The following is a 14,709-nucleotide window of genomic DNA, read 5'->3' as shown; positions in this document are numbered from 1 at the left end:
GCAAACCGGATGCCGCCCCTCACCGCTCGCCCCGGATTGTCGGGCTGCATATCGGCCAAAGGGTAAGCAAGATGACCGTGAAACTCTCTTCCTCGAACCTCGCGAAGCTTCCTCCGAAGGTTTCCGGTCCGAAATACGATCGCGCCGCGCTGAAAGCCGGCATCGTGCATTTCGGCGTCGGCAACTTCCACCGCTCGCACCAGGCCGTCTATCTCGACGATCTGTTCAATTCCGGCCTCGGCCATGACTGGGCGCTGATCGGCGCCGGCGTGTTCGAGGGCGAGAAGGCAGGCCGCGCCAGGCTCGAGGCGCAGGACTGGCTGACCACCGTGGTCGAGCAGGACCAGGGCCATATGAGCGCCCGCGTCACCGGCGCCATGGTCGATTTCCTGATGCCCGGCGATGCGGCCGCGATCGTCGAGCAACTCGCCGACCCGGCGATCAAAATCGTTTCGCTGACCATAACCGAAGGCGGCTATTTCATCGATCCGGCCTCCGGCAAGTTCAACCCTGCCCATCCCGACATCGTCGCCGACGCTCAGCCAAGCGCCGTCCCGAAGACCGTTTTCGGCATCATCCTTGCCGGACTGGTGCGTCGGCGCGCCGATGGCATCGTTCCGTTCACCGTCATGTCCTGCGACAACATCCCCCACAACGGCCACGTCACCTCCGACGGCGTTATCGGCCTTGCCCGGCTGATCGACGAGGATCTGGCCAAATGGGTGAGGGACAATGTCGCCTTCCCGAACGGCATGGTCGACCGCATCACGCCGGCCACCACCGATCGCGAGCGCGGCATCCTGGCCAACGATTTCGGGCTGGAAGACAACTGGCCGGTCTTTTGCGAACCGTTCAAGCAATGGGTTCTGGAGGATCATTTCACCGCCGGCCGCCCGCCGCTGGAAAAGGCCGGCGTGCAGTTCGTCAAGGATGTCTCGCCCTACGAGTTGATGAAGATCCGCATCCTCAACGGCGGCCACGCGACCATTGCCTATCCGGCCGGGCTGATGGATATCCATTTCGTCCACGAGGCGATGCAGGAGCCTCTGGTGCGCGGCTTCCTGGCCAAGCTGGAGCGCGACGAGATCATTCCGACCGTGCCGCCGGTGCCCGACACCGTGCTTGAGGATTATTACCAGCTCATCGAGCGCCGTTTCTCCAATCCGAAGATCGGCGACACCATCCGCAGGCTTTGCCTCGACGGCTCCAACCGGCAGCCGAAATTCATCATCCCGACCATCGCCGACCGGCTGAAGGCGGGCAAGGGCGTCACAGGTCTCGCGCTGGAATCGGCGCTCTGGTGCCGCTACTGCTTCGGCACCACCGACAGCGGCGCCGTCATCGAGCCGAACGATCCGAGCTGGGACCGGATGCAGGCGACCGCCAAGGCGGCGAAAGACGCGCCCGGCGTCTGGCTTGCCATGGACGACATTTATGGCGATGTCGGCCGCTCGCCCGTTTTCACGCAAGCCTTTGCCCATGCGCTCAACGTGCTGTGGGAGAACGGCGCTCGCGAAACCTTGACGCGCTATCTCGCCGGCAAGCTCTGAAGGCGCTGGAAGCCGATTGAATGACGCCCGAACTGGTCATCTTCGACTGCGACGGCGTCTTGGTCGACAGCGAGGCGCTCTCGGTCGCAGCGCTGCTCGGCATGATCGAGCTTGCCGGCGGCACGGTCTCGGAGGATGCCGCCTACGAGCATTTCCTAGGCAAGAGCATGAAGAGCGTGCGCGAGATCCTCGGCCGCGATTTCGGGATCGAGATCAGCGACCGGCATCTCACCGCCATGCGCGTCGACCTGATGCGCAAGTTCCGCGAGGAGCTGAGGCCGATCCCCGGCATCAAGGAGATCCTGCCAAGGCTCGGCCTGCCCTATTGCGTGGCCTCTTCGGGCACGCTGGAGCGCATCCGTTACGCGCTCGACGTCACCGGCCTCCTCGGGCTTATGGACCCGCATCTATTCAGCGCCGCCATGGTGAAGCGCGGCAAGCCGGCGCCCGACCTGTTCCTCCATGCCGCCGCCGCCATGCGGGCCAAGCCGCGCAAATGCCTGGTCATCGAGGACAGCCCGGCCGGCATCGCCGCGGCCCGGGCCGCGGGCATGCGCGTCTTTGCCTTCACCGGCGGATCGCATGCGAACAACCCCGCGCTCAAAGCGCGGCTTGCGTCGACCGAGCCGGACTTTATATTCGCTGACATGCTGCAATTGCCCGATCTGATTGCAGGCCTGGGAGCGAGAGTAAAAGCATCTTGAGGACGAGTTTCGTTTGCGCGGTCGATGTCGGCACCGGGAGCGCCCGCGCGGGCATTCTCGACTCGAACGGCAATCTGTTAGGCCGCGCCGAACGGCCGATCGCCATGCACCAGCCGAAGGCCGATCACGCCGAGCATGATTCGGAAAATATCTGGTCGGCCGTCTGCGCCGCCGTGCGCGCCGCGCGCGAGAGGGCGAACGTCGCCGCATCGGATATTGCCGGCATCTCCTTCGACGCCACCTGCTCATTGGTGGTGCGCGACAGGCAGGGCGATCAGCTCGGTGTCTCGGTCACCGGCGAGAAGCGCTGGGACACCATCGTCTGGCTCGATCATCGCGCCATCGCGGAAGCCGACGAATGCAGCAGAAGCGGCCATGCCGTGCTCGACTATATCGGCGGCGTGATGTCGCCGGAAATGGAAACGCCGAAGCTGATGTGGCTGAAGCGCAACCTGCCAAAGACATGGAACCAAGCCGGCTATCTGTTCGACCTCGCCGATTTCCTGACCTGGAAGGCGACCGGCTCGCTCGCCCGCTCGCAATGCACGCTGACGGCCAAATGGACCTATCTGGCGCATGAGAAGACGGGCTGGCGGCGTGATTTCTTCGAACTTGTCGGGCTCGGCGATCTCTTCGAGCACGGCAATCTCCCGGAAAAGGCGAGCCCCGTCGGCGCCGACATCGGTCCGCTGACGATGCAAGCCGCCGCCGAGCTCGGCCTGACCGAAAAATGCCGCGTCGGCGCCGGCGTCATCGATGCCTATGCCGGCGCGCTCGGCGTGCTCGGCGGCTTTGCCGGCGACGAGAAAGATATCAGCCGCCATCTTGCGCTGATTGCCGGCACGTCGTCCTGTGTGATGGCGATGTCGCAGGATCCGCAGCCTTTCGCCGGCGTCTGGGGCCCTTACTACGGCGCGGCGTTGCCAAAACTCTGGCTGTCGGAAGGCGGCCAGTCGGCAACCGGCGCCTTGCTCGACCACATCATTCGCTGGCACGGCGCCGGCGGCGAGCCGGATGCGGCGATGCATGCCAGAATCGCAAAGCGCGTCGCCGAGCTGCGCGCCGCCGAGGGCGATGCTCTGGCGGCGCGGCTGCATGTCCTGCCGGATTTCCACGGCAACCGCTCGCCGCTCGCCGACCCGCACGCCGTCGGCGTCGTCAGCGGACTGACGCTGGACTCCTCCTTCGACAGCCTGTGCAAGCTCTACTGGCGCACCGCCGTCGGCATCGCGCTGGGCGTCCGCCATGTGCTGGAGGCGCTGAACGAGAACGGCTACCTGATCGACACGCTGCACGTCACCGGCGGCCACACCAAGAACCCGCTTTTAATGGAGCTCTATGCCGACGCCACCGGCTGCACGGTCGTCGAGCCGCTGGCCGATGAGGCGGTGCTGCTCGGCACCGGCATGGTGGCGGCGACCGCCGCCGGGCTCTATCCCGGTCTGAACGCTGCCTGTGTCGCCATGCAGCAGGGTGGCAAGACGCGACCCTCGAACCCTGCCGCCGGCGCCCGCTTCGACCGCGACTACCGCATTTTCCTCGAAATGCACCGCCAGCGGCAGGCGCTCGACGCGATAGGGTAGGCAGGTTCCGACCTGCTGGATCAATCGCTCGCCGCTCCTCCTCCCTTGCCAACATGTCGCATTTCGTTCAATAGACGGCGCAAACGGCGCCAAACCGAAGGTTGCGTCGTTTGCCGTGCGGCTTCCGGATTTGGTCCCGACGCGCCGCGATCTGAAAGTGCGAAAAATGTCTGCGATCGAAGCCGGCGCTCGCGCGCCGGAAAATCTTTGGCGTCAGGAAATCAGGGCGACGCTGGCGCTCGCCTGGCCGATGGTGCTCACCAATCTCGGCCAGACCGCCATGACCGCGACCGACGTCATGATGATGGGGCGGCTCGGAGCCGACATGCTGGCCGCCGGCGCGCTCGGCTCCAACCTCTATTTCATGCCGCTGATCTTCGGGCTTGGCCTGATGCTGGCGACCTCGCCGATGATGGCGACCGAGCTCGGACGTCGCCGCCATTCGGTGCGCGACCTGCGCCGCACCGTGCGCCAGGGCCTGTGGCTGGCGGTCATCGTCTCGGTCCCGATCTGGCTCTTCCTCTGGCATGGTGAAGCGGTGCTTTTGGCCATGGGCCAAAGGCCGGAGCTTGCGCATCAGGCAGGCATCTACCTGCACTGGCTGCAATGGGCGGTGCTGCCCTTCTATGGCTATATCGTGCTGCGCTCCTTCATCTCGGCGCTGGAGCGGCCGGGCTGGGCGCTGATCATCGTGTTCGTCGCTGTCGCCTGCAACGCCTTCTTCAACTGGGTGTTCATGTTCGGCAATCTCGGCGTTCGATCGATGGGCATTGCCGGTTCGGGCCTCGCCACCTCGCTTTCCAGCACGCTGATGTTCATTGGCCTGGCGGCCGTGGTGGTGCTGGAGAAAAAGTTCCGCCGCTATCGCCTGTTCGGCCGCTTCTGGCGCTCCGACTGGCCGCGCTTTCGCGGCCTGCTCAGGCTCGGCCTGCCGATCGCCGGCATCCTCGCCTTCGAGGTGACGATCTTCAATGCGGCGGCGCTGCTGATGGGTCTGATCGACTCGGATTCGCTTGCCGCCCATGCCATCGCCATCCAGATCGCGTCGATCAGCTTCATGGTGCCGCTCGGCCTCAACCAGGCGGTCACCGTGCGCGTCGGCCTTGCCCATGGCGCCGGCAATCCGGAAGGCGTGTCGCGCGCCGGCTGGACCGCCTATGTCATCGGCGTCTCCTTCATGGCGCTGATGGGGCTGGTGATGATCCTGTGGCCGCATCTTTTGATCAGCGCCTTCATCGATCTCGCCGATCCGGGCAATGCCAGGGTGATCGCGCTCGCCGTGTCGTTCCTGGTGTTTGCAGCACTTTTCCAGATCTTCGACGGCGCCCAGGCGGTGGCTTCGGGCATGCTGCGCGGCCTGCACGACACCAAGGTGCCGATGATCTATGCCGCGATCGGCTATTGGGGCGTCGGCCTGCCGCTCGGCGTGCTGCTTGCCTTCCATTTCGGATTCAATGGTGTCGGCATCTGGATCGGCCTGTCTTCAGGCCTCGCCGTGGTGGCGGCGCTGCTGCTGGTGCGGTGGCTCAGGCGTGACCGCATCGCGCCGGCGCTGTCCTTCGGGCATTGAAAGATCGACGGTCGCCACCCGGCGATCGAACTTTCCGCTCAGCGGGTCGCCGCGCGCTCGAGCCTGCGCGCGTATTGCGTCAGCGGGAAGCACATGACGAAGAAGATCAGCGCCACCATCCCGTAGACGGTGAACGGTTCGAAGGTCGCGTTGTTGATGGCGTTGGAGGTCCTCACCAGCTCCTCGAAGCCGATGATCGAGGTCAGCGCCGTCGACTTGATCAGCTGCACCAGGAAGCCGACCGTCGGCGCACGTGTGATCGCGAACGCCTGCGGCAGGATGATCAGCCGCAATTCCTGCAGGTAGTGCAGCCCCAGGCTGGCGCCGGCATCCCACTGGCCGCGCGGCAGCGCATCGACGCCGCTGCGCCAGATCTCGGCGAGATAGGCGCTGGCGAAGAAGGTGAGGCCGAGCATCGCCGCCGTCCACGGCTCGATGCGCAGCCCGAGCATCGGCAGGCCGAAGAACATCAGGAAGAGCTGCATCAAGAGCGGCGTTCCCTGGAACAGCGCGATGTAGCCCGAGGCAACCCGCTTGATCCATTTGTTCTTGGCGATGCGAAAGAACAGCACCGCCAGCCCGACCAGCGCGCCGCCGACGAAGGCGGCGAGCGACAAAAGCACCGTCCAGCGGGCGGCGAGCAGAAGGTTGCGCACTATGTCCCAGAAAGTGAATTCGATCATGACACGCCGGCTCCGAGAACGCGGCGCCCGCCGCCGACCAGCAGCCGGCGCAGTCCCATCGACAGGCCGAGATAGACCAGGGTCACCACCAGATAAGTCTCGAAGGCGCGGAAGGTGCGAGCCTGCAGCATGTCGGCCTCGTAGGTCAATTCGCGTACCGCGATCTGGGACACGACGGCCGATTCCAGCATCATGATGACGATCTGGCTGGTCAGCGCCGGATAGATCACCTTCAGCGCCTGCGGCAGCACGATCTTGACGAACACTTGGCGCGGCCTCAGCCCAAGCGCAAGCGCCGCCTCCGTCTGACCGCGCGGCACGGCGTCGAGCCCGGCGCCGACAATCTCGATCGTATAGGCCGCCATGTTGAGCGTCATCGCCAGCATGGCGGCCAATATCGGATCGAGCCTGATGCCGAGGCTGGGCAGCCCGAAGAAGATGAAGAAGAGCTGCACCAGAAACGGCGTGTTGCGCATCACCTCGACATAGACGCCGATCGCCCGCTTGAGCAGCAAGGGGCCATTCCGCCGCCCTGCCGCTCCGAGGATGCTGAGGAAGGTTCCCGCCAGTGTGGTCATGGCGATCAGCAGGACCGTCGTCGCCGCGCCGCGCGCGATCGCGCCTGCTGCACCTGCAAGCCAGCCGAAGTCGAGGCTGTAGCCCATGGCGATTGGCCCTGTTGGAAAGCGCGTGGCGCAAGAAACAAGTGTGGGAGCAGCGCTTGCTGCGGCGCTGAACCGCTCCGGGGATCAATCCTTGAGGTTGTCGGGATTGAGCGGCGTCTTCAGCCAGGCCTTCGAGCTCTCGTCCAGCTTGCCGTCGGCCAGCATCCTGGTGACCGCGTCGTTCACCGCCTGCTTCAGCCGGTCCTCGTTCTTGTTGAGGCCGATATGCGAGGGCGAGGTGAGTAGCTGGAACTTCTGCTCCGGCTTCAGCGCATCCTGCTTGGCCAGCACCTGCGCGCCGACGTCGTTGCCGACCACCATCAGCTGCGTCTGGCCGGAGATGAAGGCCTGGATGACGGAATTGTAGTTGTCGAAGCGGCGGATGGCGGCCGAAGCGGGTGCCGCCTCGGAGAGCGATGTGTCTTCCAGCGTGCCGCGATTGACGGCGATCGACTTGTCGCCAAGGTCCTCCTTGCCTTTGACCGCGAGCGCGGCCGGACCGATGACGGCGATGTAATAGGGCGCATAGGCGGCGGCGAAGTCGATCACCTGCTCGCGCTCCTTCGAGTAGCCGACGCTCATCAGGATATCGACCCGCTTGTCGGTGAGATACGGGATGCGGTTCTGGCCGGTGACGCTGACCAGGTTGAGCTTGACCTTCAAGGAATCGGCGATCGCCTGCGCGACGTCGATATCGTAGCCCTTGATGCTCATGTCGGCGCTGGCCGAGGAGAAGGGCGGGAAGTCGGAGAAGATGCCGACATTGATGGCGCCGGCCTTGGCGATGTCGTCGACGGCGTCGGCCTTCGCGGCTTGAGTGGCGAGGCCGAAGGCTGCCGTGGCGAGCATGATCGCCGCGGCTATGGATGACTTGAGCTTGGCATGAATTGTCATTGTGGTTCCCCTGCTGGAAGCTTGTTTGTTGAAACCGGCCGCCGGCTCCAGCGCGACGGCCGTATTGGTTTGGGGCGTCAGCCCTTCTTGATCGCCGGGCTGAACACCATCAGGCTCAGGATCTCGAACAGGACCTGGGCGCCGGCATGGGCGGTGTTGGTGGTCGCGTCATATTGCGGCGCCACCTCGACGACGTCGCCGCCGACGATGTTGAGGCCCTTGAGACCACGCAGCAGCTCGAGCACCTCGCGCGTCGTCAACCCGCCGACTTCCGGCGTGCCGGTGCCCGGCGCGAAGGCCGGATCGATGCTGTCGATGTCGAAGGAGATGTAGGTCGGGCCGTCGCCGACGATTTTACGGGCCTTCTCGATGATGGCGGGAATGCCGAGGCTGGTCACCTCCTCGGCATGCACCACGGTCATGCCGGACTCGTAGGTGAACTCCCACAGATATTCGGCCGAGCCGCGGATACCGATCTGGATCGTGCGCGAGGGGTCGAGCACGCCGTCGAGCACCGCGTTGCGGAACGGTCCGCCATGGTGGAACTTGGTCATGTCGAACAGGCCGCTGGTATCGCAGTGGGCGTCGATATGGATCAGCCCCACCGGCGCCTTTTTGCCGACCGCCTTCAGGATCGGATGGGTGATCGAGTGATCGCCGCCGACCGAGAGCGGCAGCACTCCGGCATCGACGATCTGGTTGGTGCGGCGCTCGATGTCCTCATGGCTGATCTCCAGCCGGTAGCGGCTGCGGAACGGCGTGTCGCCGATGTCAGCGACGCGCAGCTCGTGCGTCGGCGCGCATTCCAGCACATGGTTGTAGGGGCCGATGCGCTCGATCGTGCGCAACGCGCGTGGCCCGAAGCGCGAGCCCGGCCGGTTGGTGACGCCGAGATCCATCGGCACGCCGATCATCGCCACCTGCAGGTCGCCGAAATCCGGATTGTCGGCCGATATTTCGCGGTAGGGCGCGGCGAGGAAGGTCGGGATGCCGGAATAGGGCGCCAGCCGTGTGCCTGACTTGTTGAAAATCTTGTCGGCGACCTTGCGGAATTTCGGGTCGAACATCTCGCCGCCATGGCTCTCGCCATATTTGCGGCGCAACGCTTCGAGCTTGCCGCGATCGTAACCCATGTCCGGTCCTCCTTGTGACTGCTTGCAGCGCGCCGGCGTGGACGGTTGCCAAGCCGGCCCCCTTGTCCAACCCGCTGTCCGGCTGGACTGTTGCCCGCCGGCTGCCCTGCGGATTTCACGTCTCTTGAAGCTGTTCCGGGCAAAAGTGTCGGGCAGCCGCTTTGAAAAATCAATTGATATTGTTAGGGTCTTTGCTGTGAGAAAATCTCACAAAGTTGGGAGCTGCCCGTGGCCAGGCGTCTGCCGCCCTTGAACCCCCTCCGCGCCTTCGAGGCGACGGCGCGGCACGCCTCGCTGACCAAGGCGGCGGGCGAGCTCAACGTCACTCATGGCGCCGTCAGCCATCAGATCAAGGCGCTCGAGCAGTCGCTCGGCGTAAAACTCTTCGAGCGCACTGGTCAGCGTGTGAAACTGACGCCACATGGCGCCGAGTTCCTGCCGGCGGTTTCGGCTGCCTTCGACGGCATCGCCGCCGCCACCCAGCGCATGACGCGACCCGCGAGCGCCGGCGCGCTGTCGGTCTCCTGCGTGCCGGCGCTGCTCTTGTTGTGGATGACGCCGCGATTGGGCTCCTTCACCGCGCAATATCCCGACATCCAGCTCACCCTGATCCCCTCCAACGATGCCAGGGACATTCGCGCGCCGCATATCGACGTCTGCGTTCACTATGGCGACGGCAGCTGGAGCGACTGCTGGATACGCAAATGGTCGGGTCTCGAGCTGTTTCCGGTGGTCAGCCCGACGCTGATCAACAACCGGCCGATCCGCAGCGTCCGCGACCTCGCCGATCACGTCTTCCTGCATGGCGACGACGGCCGCGAGTGGCACACCTGGCTGGCCGCCGCCGACGCGCTCGACCTGGAGCGCGGCCGCCGCCATCACCTCGGCGACGCGCGCATGGCGACGGAAGCCGCCGTCCATGGCCACGGCGTGGCGTTGGGCGATTCCGTGACCGCGCGCGCCTTGCTGGCCAGGGGCATGCTCGTCGCGCCCTTTACTCTGTCGGTGCCGGCGATAGACGATTTCTACGTCGTCTGCCGCAACGAGATGCGTTCGGCGCCGATCGTCCAGCTTTTCATCGACTGGCTGTTCGCCGAAAAGGAGCGGGACGAAGGCCGTGCCGACGCGCCCGTGGCGGGCCGTGTCCCGAGCCGCAGGAAACGCCCCACGCTCAAGGTGATCGGCGCCAGAACAGCGTCCTGACCGCTGGACTTGCATAGCTGCTTTTTGTCGGGCCAGCTTGCAAAGCAGGAAGCGCTTTCAAAAATACAATGCTAAGAGGCGATTGGCTTAAAGCGAGGACTGAAGCAAGTCGCGAACCCGTCAAGGCGCGAGGCGCTTTGGGAGCGAGCAGCGAAGGCGGCACGATATGACAAAGACCGATATAGCGCGGCGTGTCTACAACCACACCTGGAAGCTCGACCCGATCGTCCGCAGCCTGCTCGATACCGATTTCTACAAACTGCTGATGCTGCAGATGATCTGGGGCATGTACCCCAAGGTCGACGCCACCTTCTCGCTGATCAATCGCACGACGTCGGTGCGCCTTGCCGACGAGATCGACGAAGGGGAACTGCGCGAGCAGCTCGACCATGCCCGCACGCTACGCTTCTCCAAGAAGGAGATGATCTGGCTGGGCGGCAATACTTTCTATGGCCGCAAGCAGATCTTCGAGCCGGAGTTCCTTGCCTGGCTGGAAGATTTCCAGCTGCCCCAATATGAGCTTACCCGGCGCGGCGGCCAGTACGAGCTCTCCTTCAGCGGCCCCTGGATGTACACGACGCTGTGGGAAATCCCGGCGCTCGCCATCATCAACGAATTGCGCTCGCGCGCCGCCCTGCGCTCCTTCGGTCCCTTTGCGCTCGACGTGCTCTATGCTCGCGCCAAGGCCAAGATGTGGGCCAAGACGGAGCGGCTGAAGGCCTTGCCCGGCATCCGCATCTCCGACTTCGGCACGCGCCGCCGTCACTCGTTCCTGTGGCAGCGATGGTGCGTCGAGGCGCTGAAGGAAGGCATCGGCGACGCCTTCACCGGCACCTCCAACGTGCTGCTCGCGATGGACAACGACCTCGAGGCGCTGGGCACCAACGCGCATGAATTGCCGATGGTCTTTGCGGCGCTCGCCAATTCCGAAAAGGAGTTGCGAGAGGCGCCCTACAAGGTGCTGCAGGACTGGCAGCGCTACTATGGCGGCAATCTGCTGATCGTCCTGCCCGACACTTTCGGCACGGCCGCCTTCCTGCGTGACGCGCCGGACTGGATCGCCGACTGGACGGGCTTCCGCCCCGACAGCGCGCCGCCGATCGAGGGCGGCGAGAAGATCCTGTCCTGGTGGCGCGAGAAGGGCAAGGACCCCAAGCAGAAGCTGCTGATCTTCTCCGACGGGCTGGAAGTCGAGACCATCGAAGAAACCTACAAGCATTTCCGCGGCAAGGTGCGCATGTCCTTCGGCTGGGGCACCAACCTCACCAATGATTTCGAGGGCTGCGCGCCGACCGAAACCAGCCGGCTCGACGCCATCTCGCTGGTCTGCAAGGTCAGCGAAGCCAACGGAAGGTCGGCGGTGAAGCTCTCCGACAATCCGGCCAAGGCGACGGGGGACGAGAAGGAGATCAAGCGCTACCTCAAGATTTTTGGCGAGAAGGACCGGGTGAGGCAACTGGTCAAGGTGTGAGGGCAGCTTAGTCTCGCCTCGGCGGGCAAATGGAATTTCGGATAATCGGATAACTTGAGTTCCCGCCCACCCCCCTCTGTCCTGCCGGACATCTCCCCCGCAAGGGGGGAGATTGGCAGCTTCGGGCATCCTGCCCCCTTCTTCGACGTTGAAAATTGGCGAAAGCCGACGCGGCATCCGATCTCCCCCCTTGCGGGGGAGATGTCCGGCAGGACAGAGGCGGGTGTGAAGGATCACGGCGGCGAAGCAAAAACAGCCCTTACCTGCGTCTTCGCCCTCCTCCCCACCCCCGCTTTCGCCCACGCCTCCGACCGTGGCCACGTCCTTCTCCTCCCGACCGGCTACTACATCGCCGGCAGCGCGCTGGCGGTGGCTATCAGCTTCCTCGTGCTGGCGCTACTGCCGCCCGTTGCCCTCGACAATTTCTGGCGCCGACGCCTGCCGCTCTTCGCCTTCGACGACGCCTTGCGCACCATCGTCAGCCTGCTTTGCTTTGCCGGCTTCGCGCTGCTGATTGCTGCTGGCTTGTTCGGCAGCCGCGACCCGCTGTCCAACCCGCTGCCGTTGGTGATCTGGACGCTGCTCTGGGCCGGCTTCGCCCTGTTGCAGGGCGCCATCGGCGACCTCTGGGCATGGCTCAACCCGTGGCATGGGCCATGGCGCGTCGTGAGCCGGCTCTTCAGCGGGCGCGGAAGCGAAACCCAACCGCCGAGCTTACCGCAATGGCTCGGCCTCTGGCCGGCCTTCGTCCTCTTCTTCGCCTTTGCATGGTTCGAGCTGATCGACCCGGCGCCCGACGATCCGGCGCGGCTGGCCTATGCCGCCGGCGCCTATTGGCTGCTGAGCTTCGTCGCCATGCTGGCCTTCGGCTACGAGGGCTGGAGCAGGCGCGGCGAATTTCTGACCATCTTCTTTTCAATGGTGGCTCGCTTCGCGCCGTTTCAGCGGGCAGAGGGTCGGCTGAGTCTTTGCTGGCCGGGTTCGAAGCTGCTGGCCGCCGACCCGCTGCCGCCCAGCGGCATCGCCTTTCTCCTGTTGGCGCTGTCTTCGGTGTCCTTCGACGGCCTGTCAAAAACCTTCTTCTGGCTCGGCCTGTTCGGCATCAACCCGCTGGAATTTCCCGGCCGCACCGCACTGATCGGCATCGGCAGCTTCGGCCTCGTGCTCACCTTTGTGCTGCTTGCGGTCGTGTTCGCGCTTGCCGTCCTTCTCGGCCAGCGCCTAGCCGGCGACGAGCATCCGTTCAGCGAGGCAGCCGGCCTCCTGGTGTGGTCGATCGTGCCGATCGCGCTGGCCTATCACATCGCGCACTACCTCACCGCGCTGCTCGTCGGCGGCCAATACGCGCTGGTCGCGATGTCGGATCCCCTAGCGCTCGGCTGGAACCTGTTCGGCACCGCCGATAGGATGGTCGAGGCGGGCGTCGTTGCCGGCGCCGGGTCGGCCTGGTGGCTGTGGAACCTGCAGGCCGGCGTCATCGTCGCCGGCCACGTGCTGGCGGTGCTCGTCGCGCATGGCCTTGCCTGGCGGCTGCATCGGCAAGCCTCTCGCGCGGCGCTCAGCCAGTCGCCGCTGACCCTCTTGATGATCACCTACACGATATTCGGCCTATGGCTGCTTGCCACGCCCACCGCCGGATGAGACAAGGGCCGCCGTTATGACGCGAGGGAAGCTCGCTTGCCACGTCACGGCTTTGGTGATTTAGTTTGTACACATGCAATTTTCGCGTCCTCCGAGCTCGGAGGATCGAGCCGCCTTATCGCTGGTCAAGACTGAAAAAAACAGGGGAACGGACATGGCTGACAAGAACGGATTTTTCGACCTCTCCAAGACGACGCTTTCGCGCCGCACCGCGCTGAAGGGGCTGGCCGCCGGCGCCGGCCTAGCGCTGGCGCCGGGCTTCGTCCGCTACAGCCAGGCGCAGAGCTCGGCGCCGATCAAGATCGGCTTCCAGTTGCACCGCACCGGCATCGGCGCCGCCTATGGCCGCTGGTACGAGAAGACGAGCGCCGCCGCAGTCAAGGCGATCAACGATGCCGGCGGCATCAATGGCCGCAAGGTCGAGCTGGTGATCGAGGACGACGGCACCGATCCCGCCCGCGGCGCCGAGGTGGTCGGCAAGTTCGCCAAGCAGCACAAGACCGACATCGTCTTCGGCACGCTGTTCTCGCATGTCGTGATCGGCTCGGCGCCCGCCGCCGGCGAGAACAAGATCCCCTATTTCGTCGTCAGCGAGGGCCATCACGTCGCCTCGACCAAGCTCAACCGCTACGTCTTCCAGCCGGGCATCACCGACGTGAAGAGCCAAATCCAGTCGATGGCGCCGTGGATCGCCGCCAACGCCGGCAAGAAGGTGACCCAGATCTTCCCCGACTTCGCCTTCGGCTACGACCATCGCGACTACCTGCCGCCGGCGCTGAAGGCGCAAGGCGCCGACGTGATCGCCCAGATCGCCATCCCGCCGACGGAGAGTTCCTTCACCAAATACTTCCCGCAGATCCCGGCCGAGACGGAAGTCATCTACCACGTCATGGTCGGGCCGGCCGTGCTCACCTTCGTCAAGGAGCTCGGCGAGTTCTACGGCTCGCAAAGGCCGCAGCTCTTCGGCTTCATCGACTCGCTCGAGGCCGTCGACGTCAACAGCCCCGGCCTCGAATTCCTCGACGGCAGCCACTTCTGGGAGGGCTCGCCGCGCTACGCGCAGCCCGATGACACCGCAGCCCAGAAGGCCTATCGTGCCGCCGTCGGCATCGACGACAATGGCGCCGCCCTCGGCGACCCCAAGGACGTCTCCACCGCCGCCCATATGTTCGGCTGCTGGGAAACGCTCTACGTCGTCAAGAAGGCGATGGAGGACGCCGGCTACAAGGGTCCGGAGGACCGCGCCAAGCTGGTCGAGGCTACCGAGGCGCTGACAGAATTCGCCGAGGGACCGGAGCATCCGCAGGGGCCAAAAACCTTCAACGGCAAGATCCACCAGTGTTTTGGTATCCAGAACATCTCCAAGGTCGAGGGCGGCAAGCTCAAGGTCGTCCACAAGACCAAGATCGAGGACGGCCTCTACGAGCCGGAAGGCGATTACACGACGCAGGCGCTTTAGACACGGCTTTGCCTGTAAGCGTGGGAGCCAAGTCACCCCCCTCTGCCCTGCCGGGCATCTCCCCCTCAAGGGGGGAGATTGGCAGTTCCTGCGGAGGCGGCCACCTACTGACCTTGGCGATTGGCGAATCCGGTGGACACAGCCAATCTCCCC

The 14,709-nt window shown here is 64.8% G+C and carries 12 protein-coding genes; 8 read left to right on the top strand and 4 right to left on the bottom strand.

Annotation, left to right across the window (positions count from 1 at the left end):
* Window positions 1-71: 71 nt before the first annotated feature.
* The 4 genes from EH240_RS08290 to EH240_RS08275 all read left to right on the top strand — a co-directional run bounded on the left by EH240_RS08290 (window position 72) and on the right by EH240_RS08275 (window position 5,407).
* The gene (locus tag EH240_RS08290) at window positions 72-1,550 is read left to right on the top strand and encodes a mannitol dehydrogenase family protein (RefSeq protein WP_124997050.1); all 1,479 of its coding nucleotides are present in this window, start codon (window positions 72-74) and stop codon (window positions 1,548-1,550) included.
* Between the two features lie 20 nt (window positions 1,551-1,570).
* Window positions 1,571-2,254: an HAD family hydrolase gene (locus EH240_RS08285; RefSeq protein WP_124997048.1), complete on the top strand. Its 684-nt coding sequence runs from the start codon at window positions 1,571-1,573 to the stop codon at window positions 2,252-2,254.
* Window positions 2,251-3,837: an FGGY-family carbohydrate kinase gene (locus tag EH240_RS08280; protein WP_124997046.1), complete on the top strand. Its 1,587-nt coding sequence runs from the start codon at window positions 2,251-2,253 to the stop codon at window positions 3,835-3,837. Before EH240_RS08285 ends, EH240_RS08280 begins: the two co-directional genes overlap by 4 nt.
* Before the next feature lie 166 nt (window positions 3,838-4,003).
* A complete protein-coding gene (locus EH240_RS08275; RefSeq protein WP_124997044.1) occupies window positions 4,004-5,407 on the top strand; it encodes an MATE family efflux transporter in 1,404 nt (467 codons plus the stop codon).
* 38 nt (window positions 5,408-5,445) lie between these two features.
* On the opposite strand, the gene EH240_RS08270 is transcribed toward EH240_RS08275, so the two are convergent.
* The 4 genes from EH240_RS08270 to speB all read right to left on the bottom strand — a co-directional run bounded on the left by EH240_RS08270 (window position 5,446) and on the right by speB (window position 8,782).
* Window positions 5,446-6,090, bottom strand: a complete 645-nt coding sequence (locus tag EH240_RS08270) for an amino acid ABC transporter permease (RefSeq protein WP_124997042.1) — start codon at window positions 6,088-6,090, stop codon at window positions 5,446-5,448.
* Window positions 6,087-6,755, bottom strand: a complete 669-nt coding sequence (locus EH240_RS08265) for an amino acid ABC transporter permease (RefSeq protein ID WP_124997040.1) — start codon at window positions 6,753-6,755, stop codon at window positions 6,087-6,089. The genes EH240_RS08270 and EH240_RS08265 overlap by 4 nt, the downstream gene beginning before the upstream one ends.
* An 84-nt stretch (window positions 6,756-6,839) precedes the next feature.
* Window positions 6,840-7,649, bottom strand: a complete 810-nt coding sequence (locus EH240_RS08260) for a transporter substrate-binding domain-containing protein (protein ID WP_124997038.1) — start codon at window positions 7,647-7,649, stop codon at window positions 6,840-6,842.
* Between the two features lie 77 nt (window positions 7,650-7,726).
* On the bottom strand, window positions 7,727-8,782 hold the full coding sequence (speB, locus tag EH240_RS08255) for an agmatinase (RefSeq protein WP_124997036.1): 1,056 nt from the start codon (window positions 8,780-8,782) through the stop codon (window positions 7,727-7,729).
* Window positions 8,783-9,010: 228 nt separating this feature from the next.
* Here speB and gcvA point away from each other — a divergent pair, with 228 nt between their 5' ends.
* The 4 genes from gcvA (at window position 9,011) to EH240_RS08235 (ending at window position 14,556) form a co-directional block, all read left to right on the top strand.
* The gene (gene gcvA, locus EH240_RS08250; protein WP_124997034.1) at window positions 9,011-9,985 is read left to right on the top strand and encodes a transcriptional regulator GcvA; all 975 of its coding nucleotides are present in this window, start codon (window positions 9,011-9,013) and stop codon (window positions 9,983-9,985) included.
* A gap of 166 nt (window positions 9,986-10,151) precedes the next feature.
* Window positions 10,152-11,456 carry a nicotinate phosphoribosyltransferase gene (gene pncB / locus EH240_RS08245; protein WP_124997032.1) on the top strand — a complete coding sequence of 435 codons (1,305 nt, stop codon included), beginning with the start codon at window positions 10,152-10,154 and terminating at the stop codon, window positions 11,454-11,456.
* A 201-nt stretch (window positions 11,457-11,657) separates the two neighbouring features.
* The gene (locus tag EH240_RS08240) at window positions 11,658-13,097 is read left to right on the top strand and encodes a hypothetical protein (RefSeq protein ID WP_124997030.1); all 1,440 of its coding nucleotides are present in this window, start codon (window positions 11,658-11,660) and stop codon (window positions 13,095-13,097) included.
* A 154-nt stretch (window positions 13,098-13,251) separates the two neighbouring features.
* On the top strand, window positions 13,252-14,556 hold the full coding sequence (locus tag EH240_RS08235) for an ABC transporter substrate-binding protein (protein ID WP_124997028.1): 1,305 nt from the start codon (window positions 13,252-13,254) through the stop codon (window positions 14,554-14,556).
* The last annotated feature ends 153 nt before the right edge of the window (window positions 14,557-14,709 follow it).

Source organism: Mesorhizobium tamadayense (assembly GCF_003863365.1).
Lineage (GTDB): Bacteria > Pseudomonadota > Alphaproteobacteria > Rhizobiales > Rhizobiaceae > Mesorhizobium > Mesorhizobium tamadayense.
The sequence above is the reverse complement of the archived record's forward strand: the minus strand, read 5'-3'. Positions and strand labels throughout refer to the sequence as shown.

Excerpts from the sequence above, each read along its gene's own strand:
- EH240_RS08290 (WP_124997050.1), top strand. The coding sequence starts at position 72 with ATGACCGTGAAACTCTCTTCCTCGAACCTCGCGAAGCTTCCTCCGAAG.
- EH240_RS08285 (WP_124997048.1), top strand. The coding sequence starts at position 1,571 with ATGACGCCCGAACTGGTCATCTTCGACTGCGACGGCGTCTTGGTCGAC.
- EH240_RS08275 (WP_124997044.1), top strand. The coding sequence starts at position 4,004 with ATGTCTGCGATCGAAGCCGGCGCTCGCGCGCCGGAAAATCTTTGGCGT.
- EH240_RS08270 (WP_124997042.1), bottom strand. The coding sequence starts at position 6,090 with ATGATCGAATTCACTTTCTGGGACATAGTGCGCAACCTTCTGCTCGCC.
- EH240_RS08265 (WP_124997040.1), bottom strand. The coding sequence starts at position 6,755 with ATGGGCTACAGCCTCGACTTCGGCTGGCTTGCAGGTGCAGCAGGCGCG.
- EH240_RS08260 (WP_124997038.1), bottom strand. The coding sequence starts at position 7,649 with ATGACAATTCATGCCAAGCTCAAGTCATCCATAGCCGCGGCGATCATG.
- speB (WP_124997036.1), bottom strand. The coding sequence starts at position 8,782 with ATGGGTTACGATCGCGGCAAGCTCGAAGCGTTGCGCCGCAAATATGGC.
- pncB (WP_124997032.1), top strand. The coding sequence starts at position 10,152 with ATGACAAAGACCGATATAGCGCGGCGTGTCTACAACCACACCTGGAAG.
- EH240_RS08240 (WP_124997030.1), top strand. The coding sequence starts at position 11,658 with ATGTCCGGCAGGACAGAGGCGGGTGTGAAGGATCACGGCGGCGAAGCA.
- EH240_RS08235 (WP_124997028.1), top strand. The coding sequence starts at position 13,252 with ATGGCTGACAAGAACGGATTTTTCGACCTCTCCAAGACGACGCTTTCG.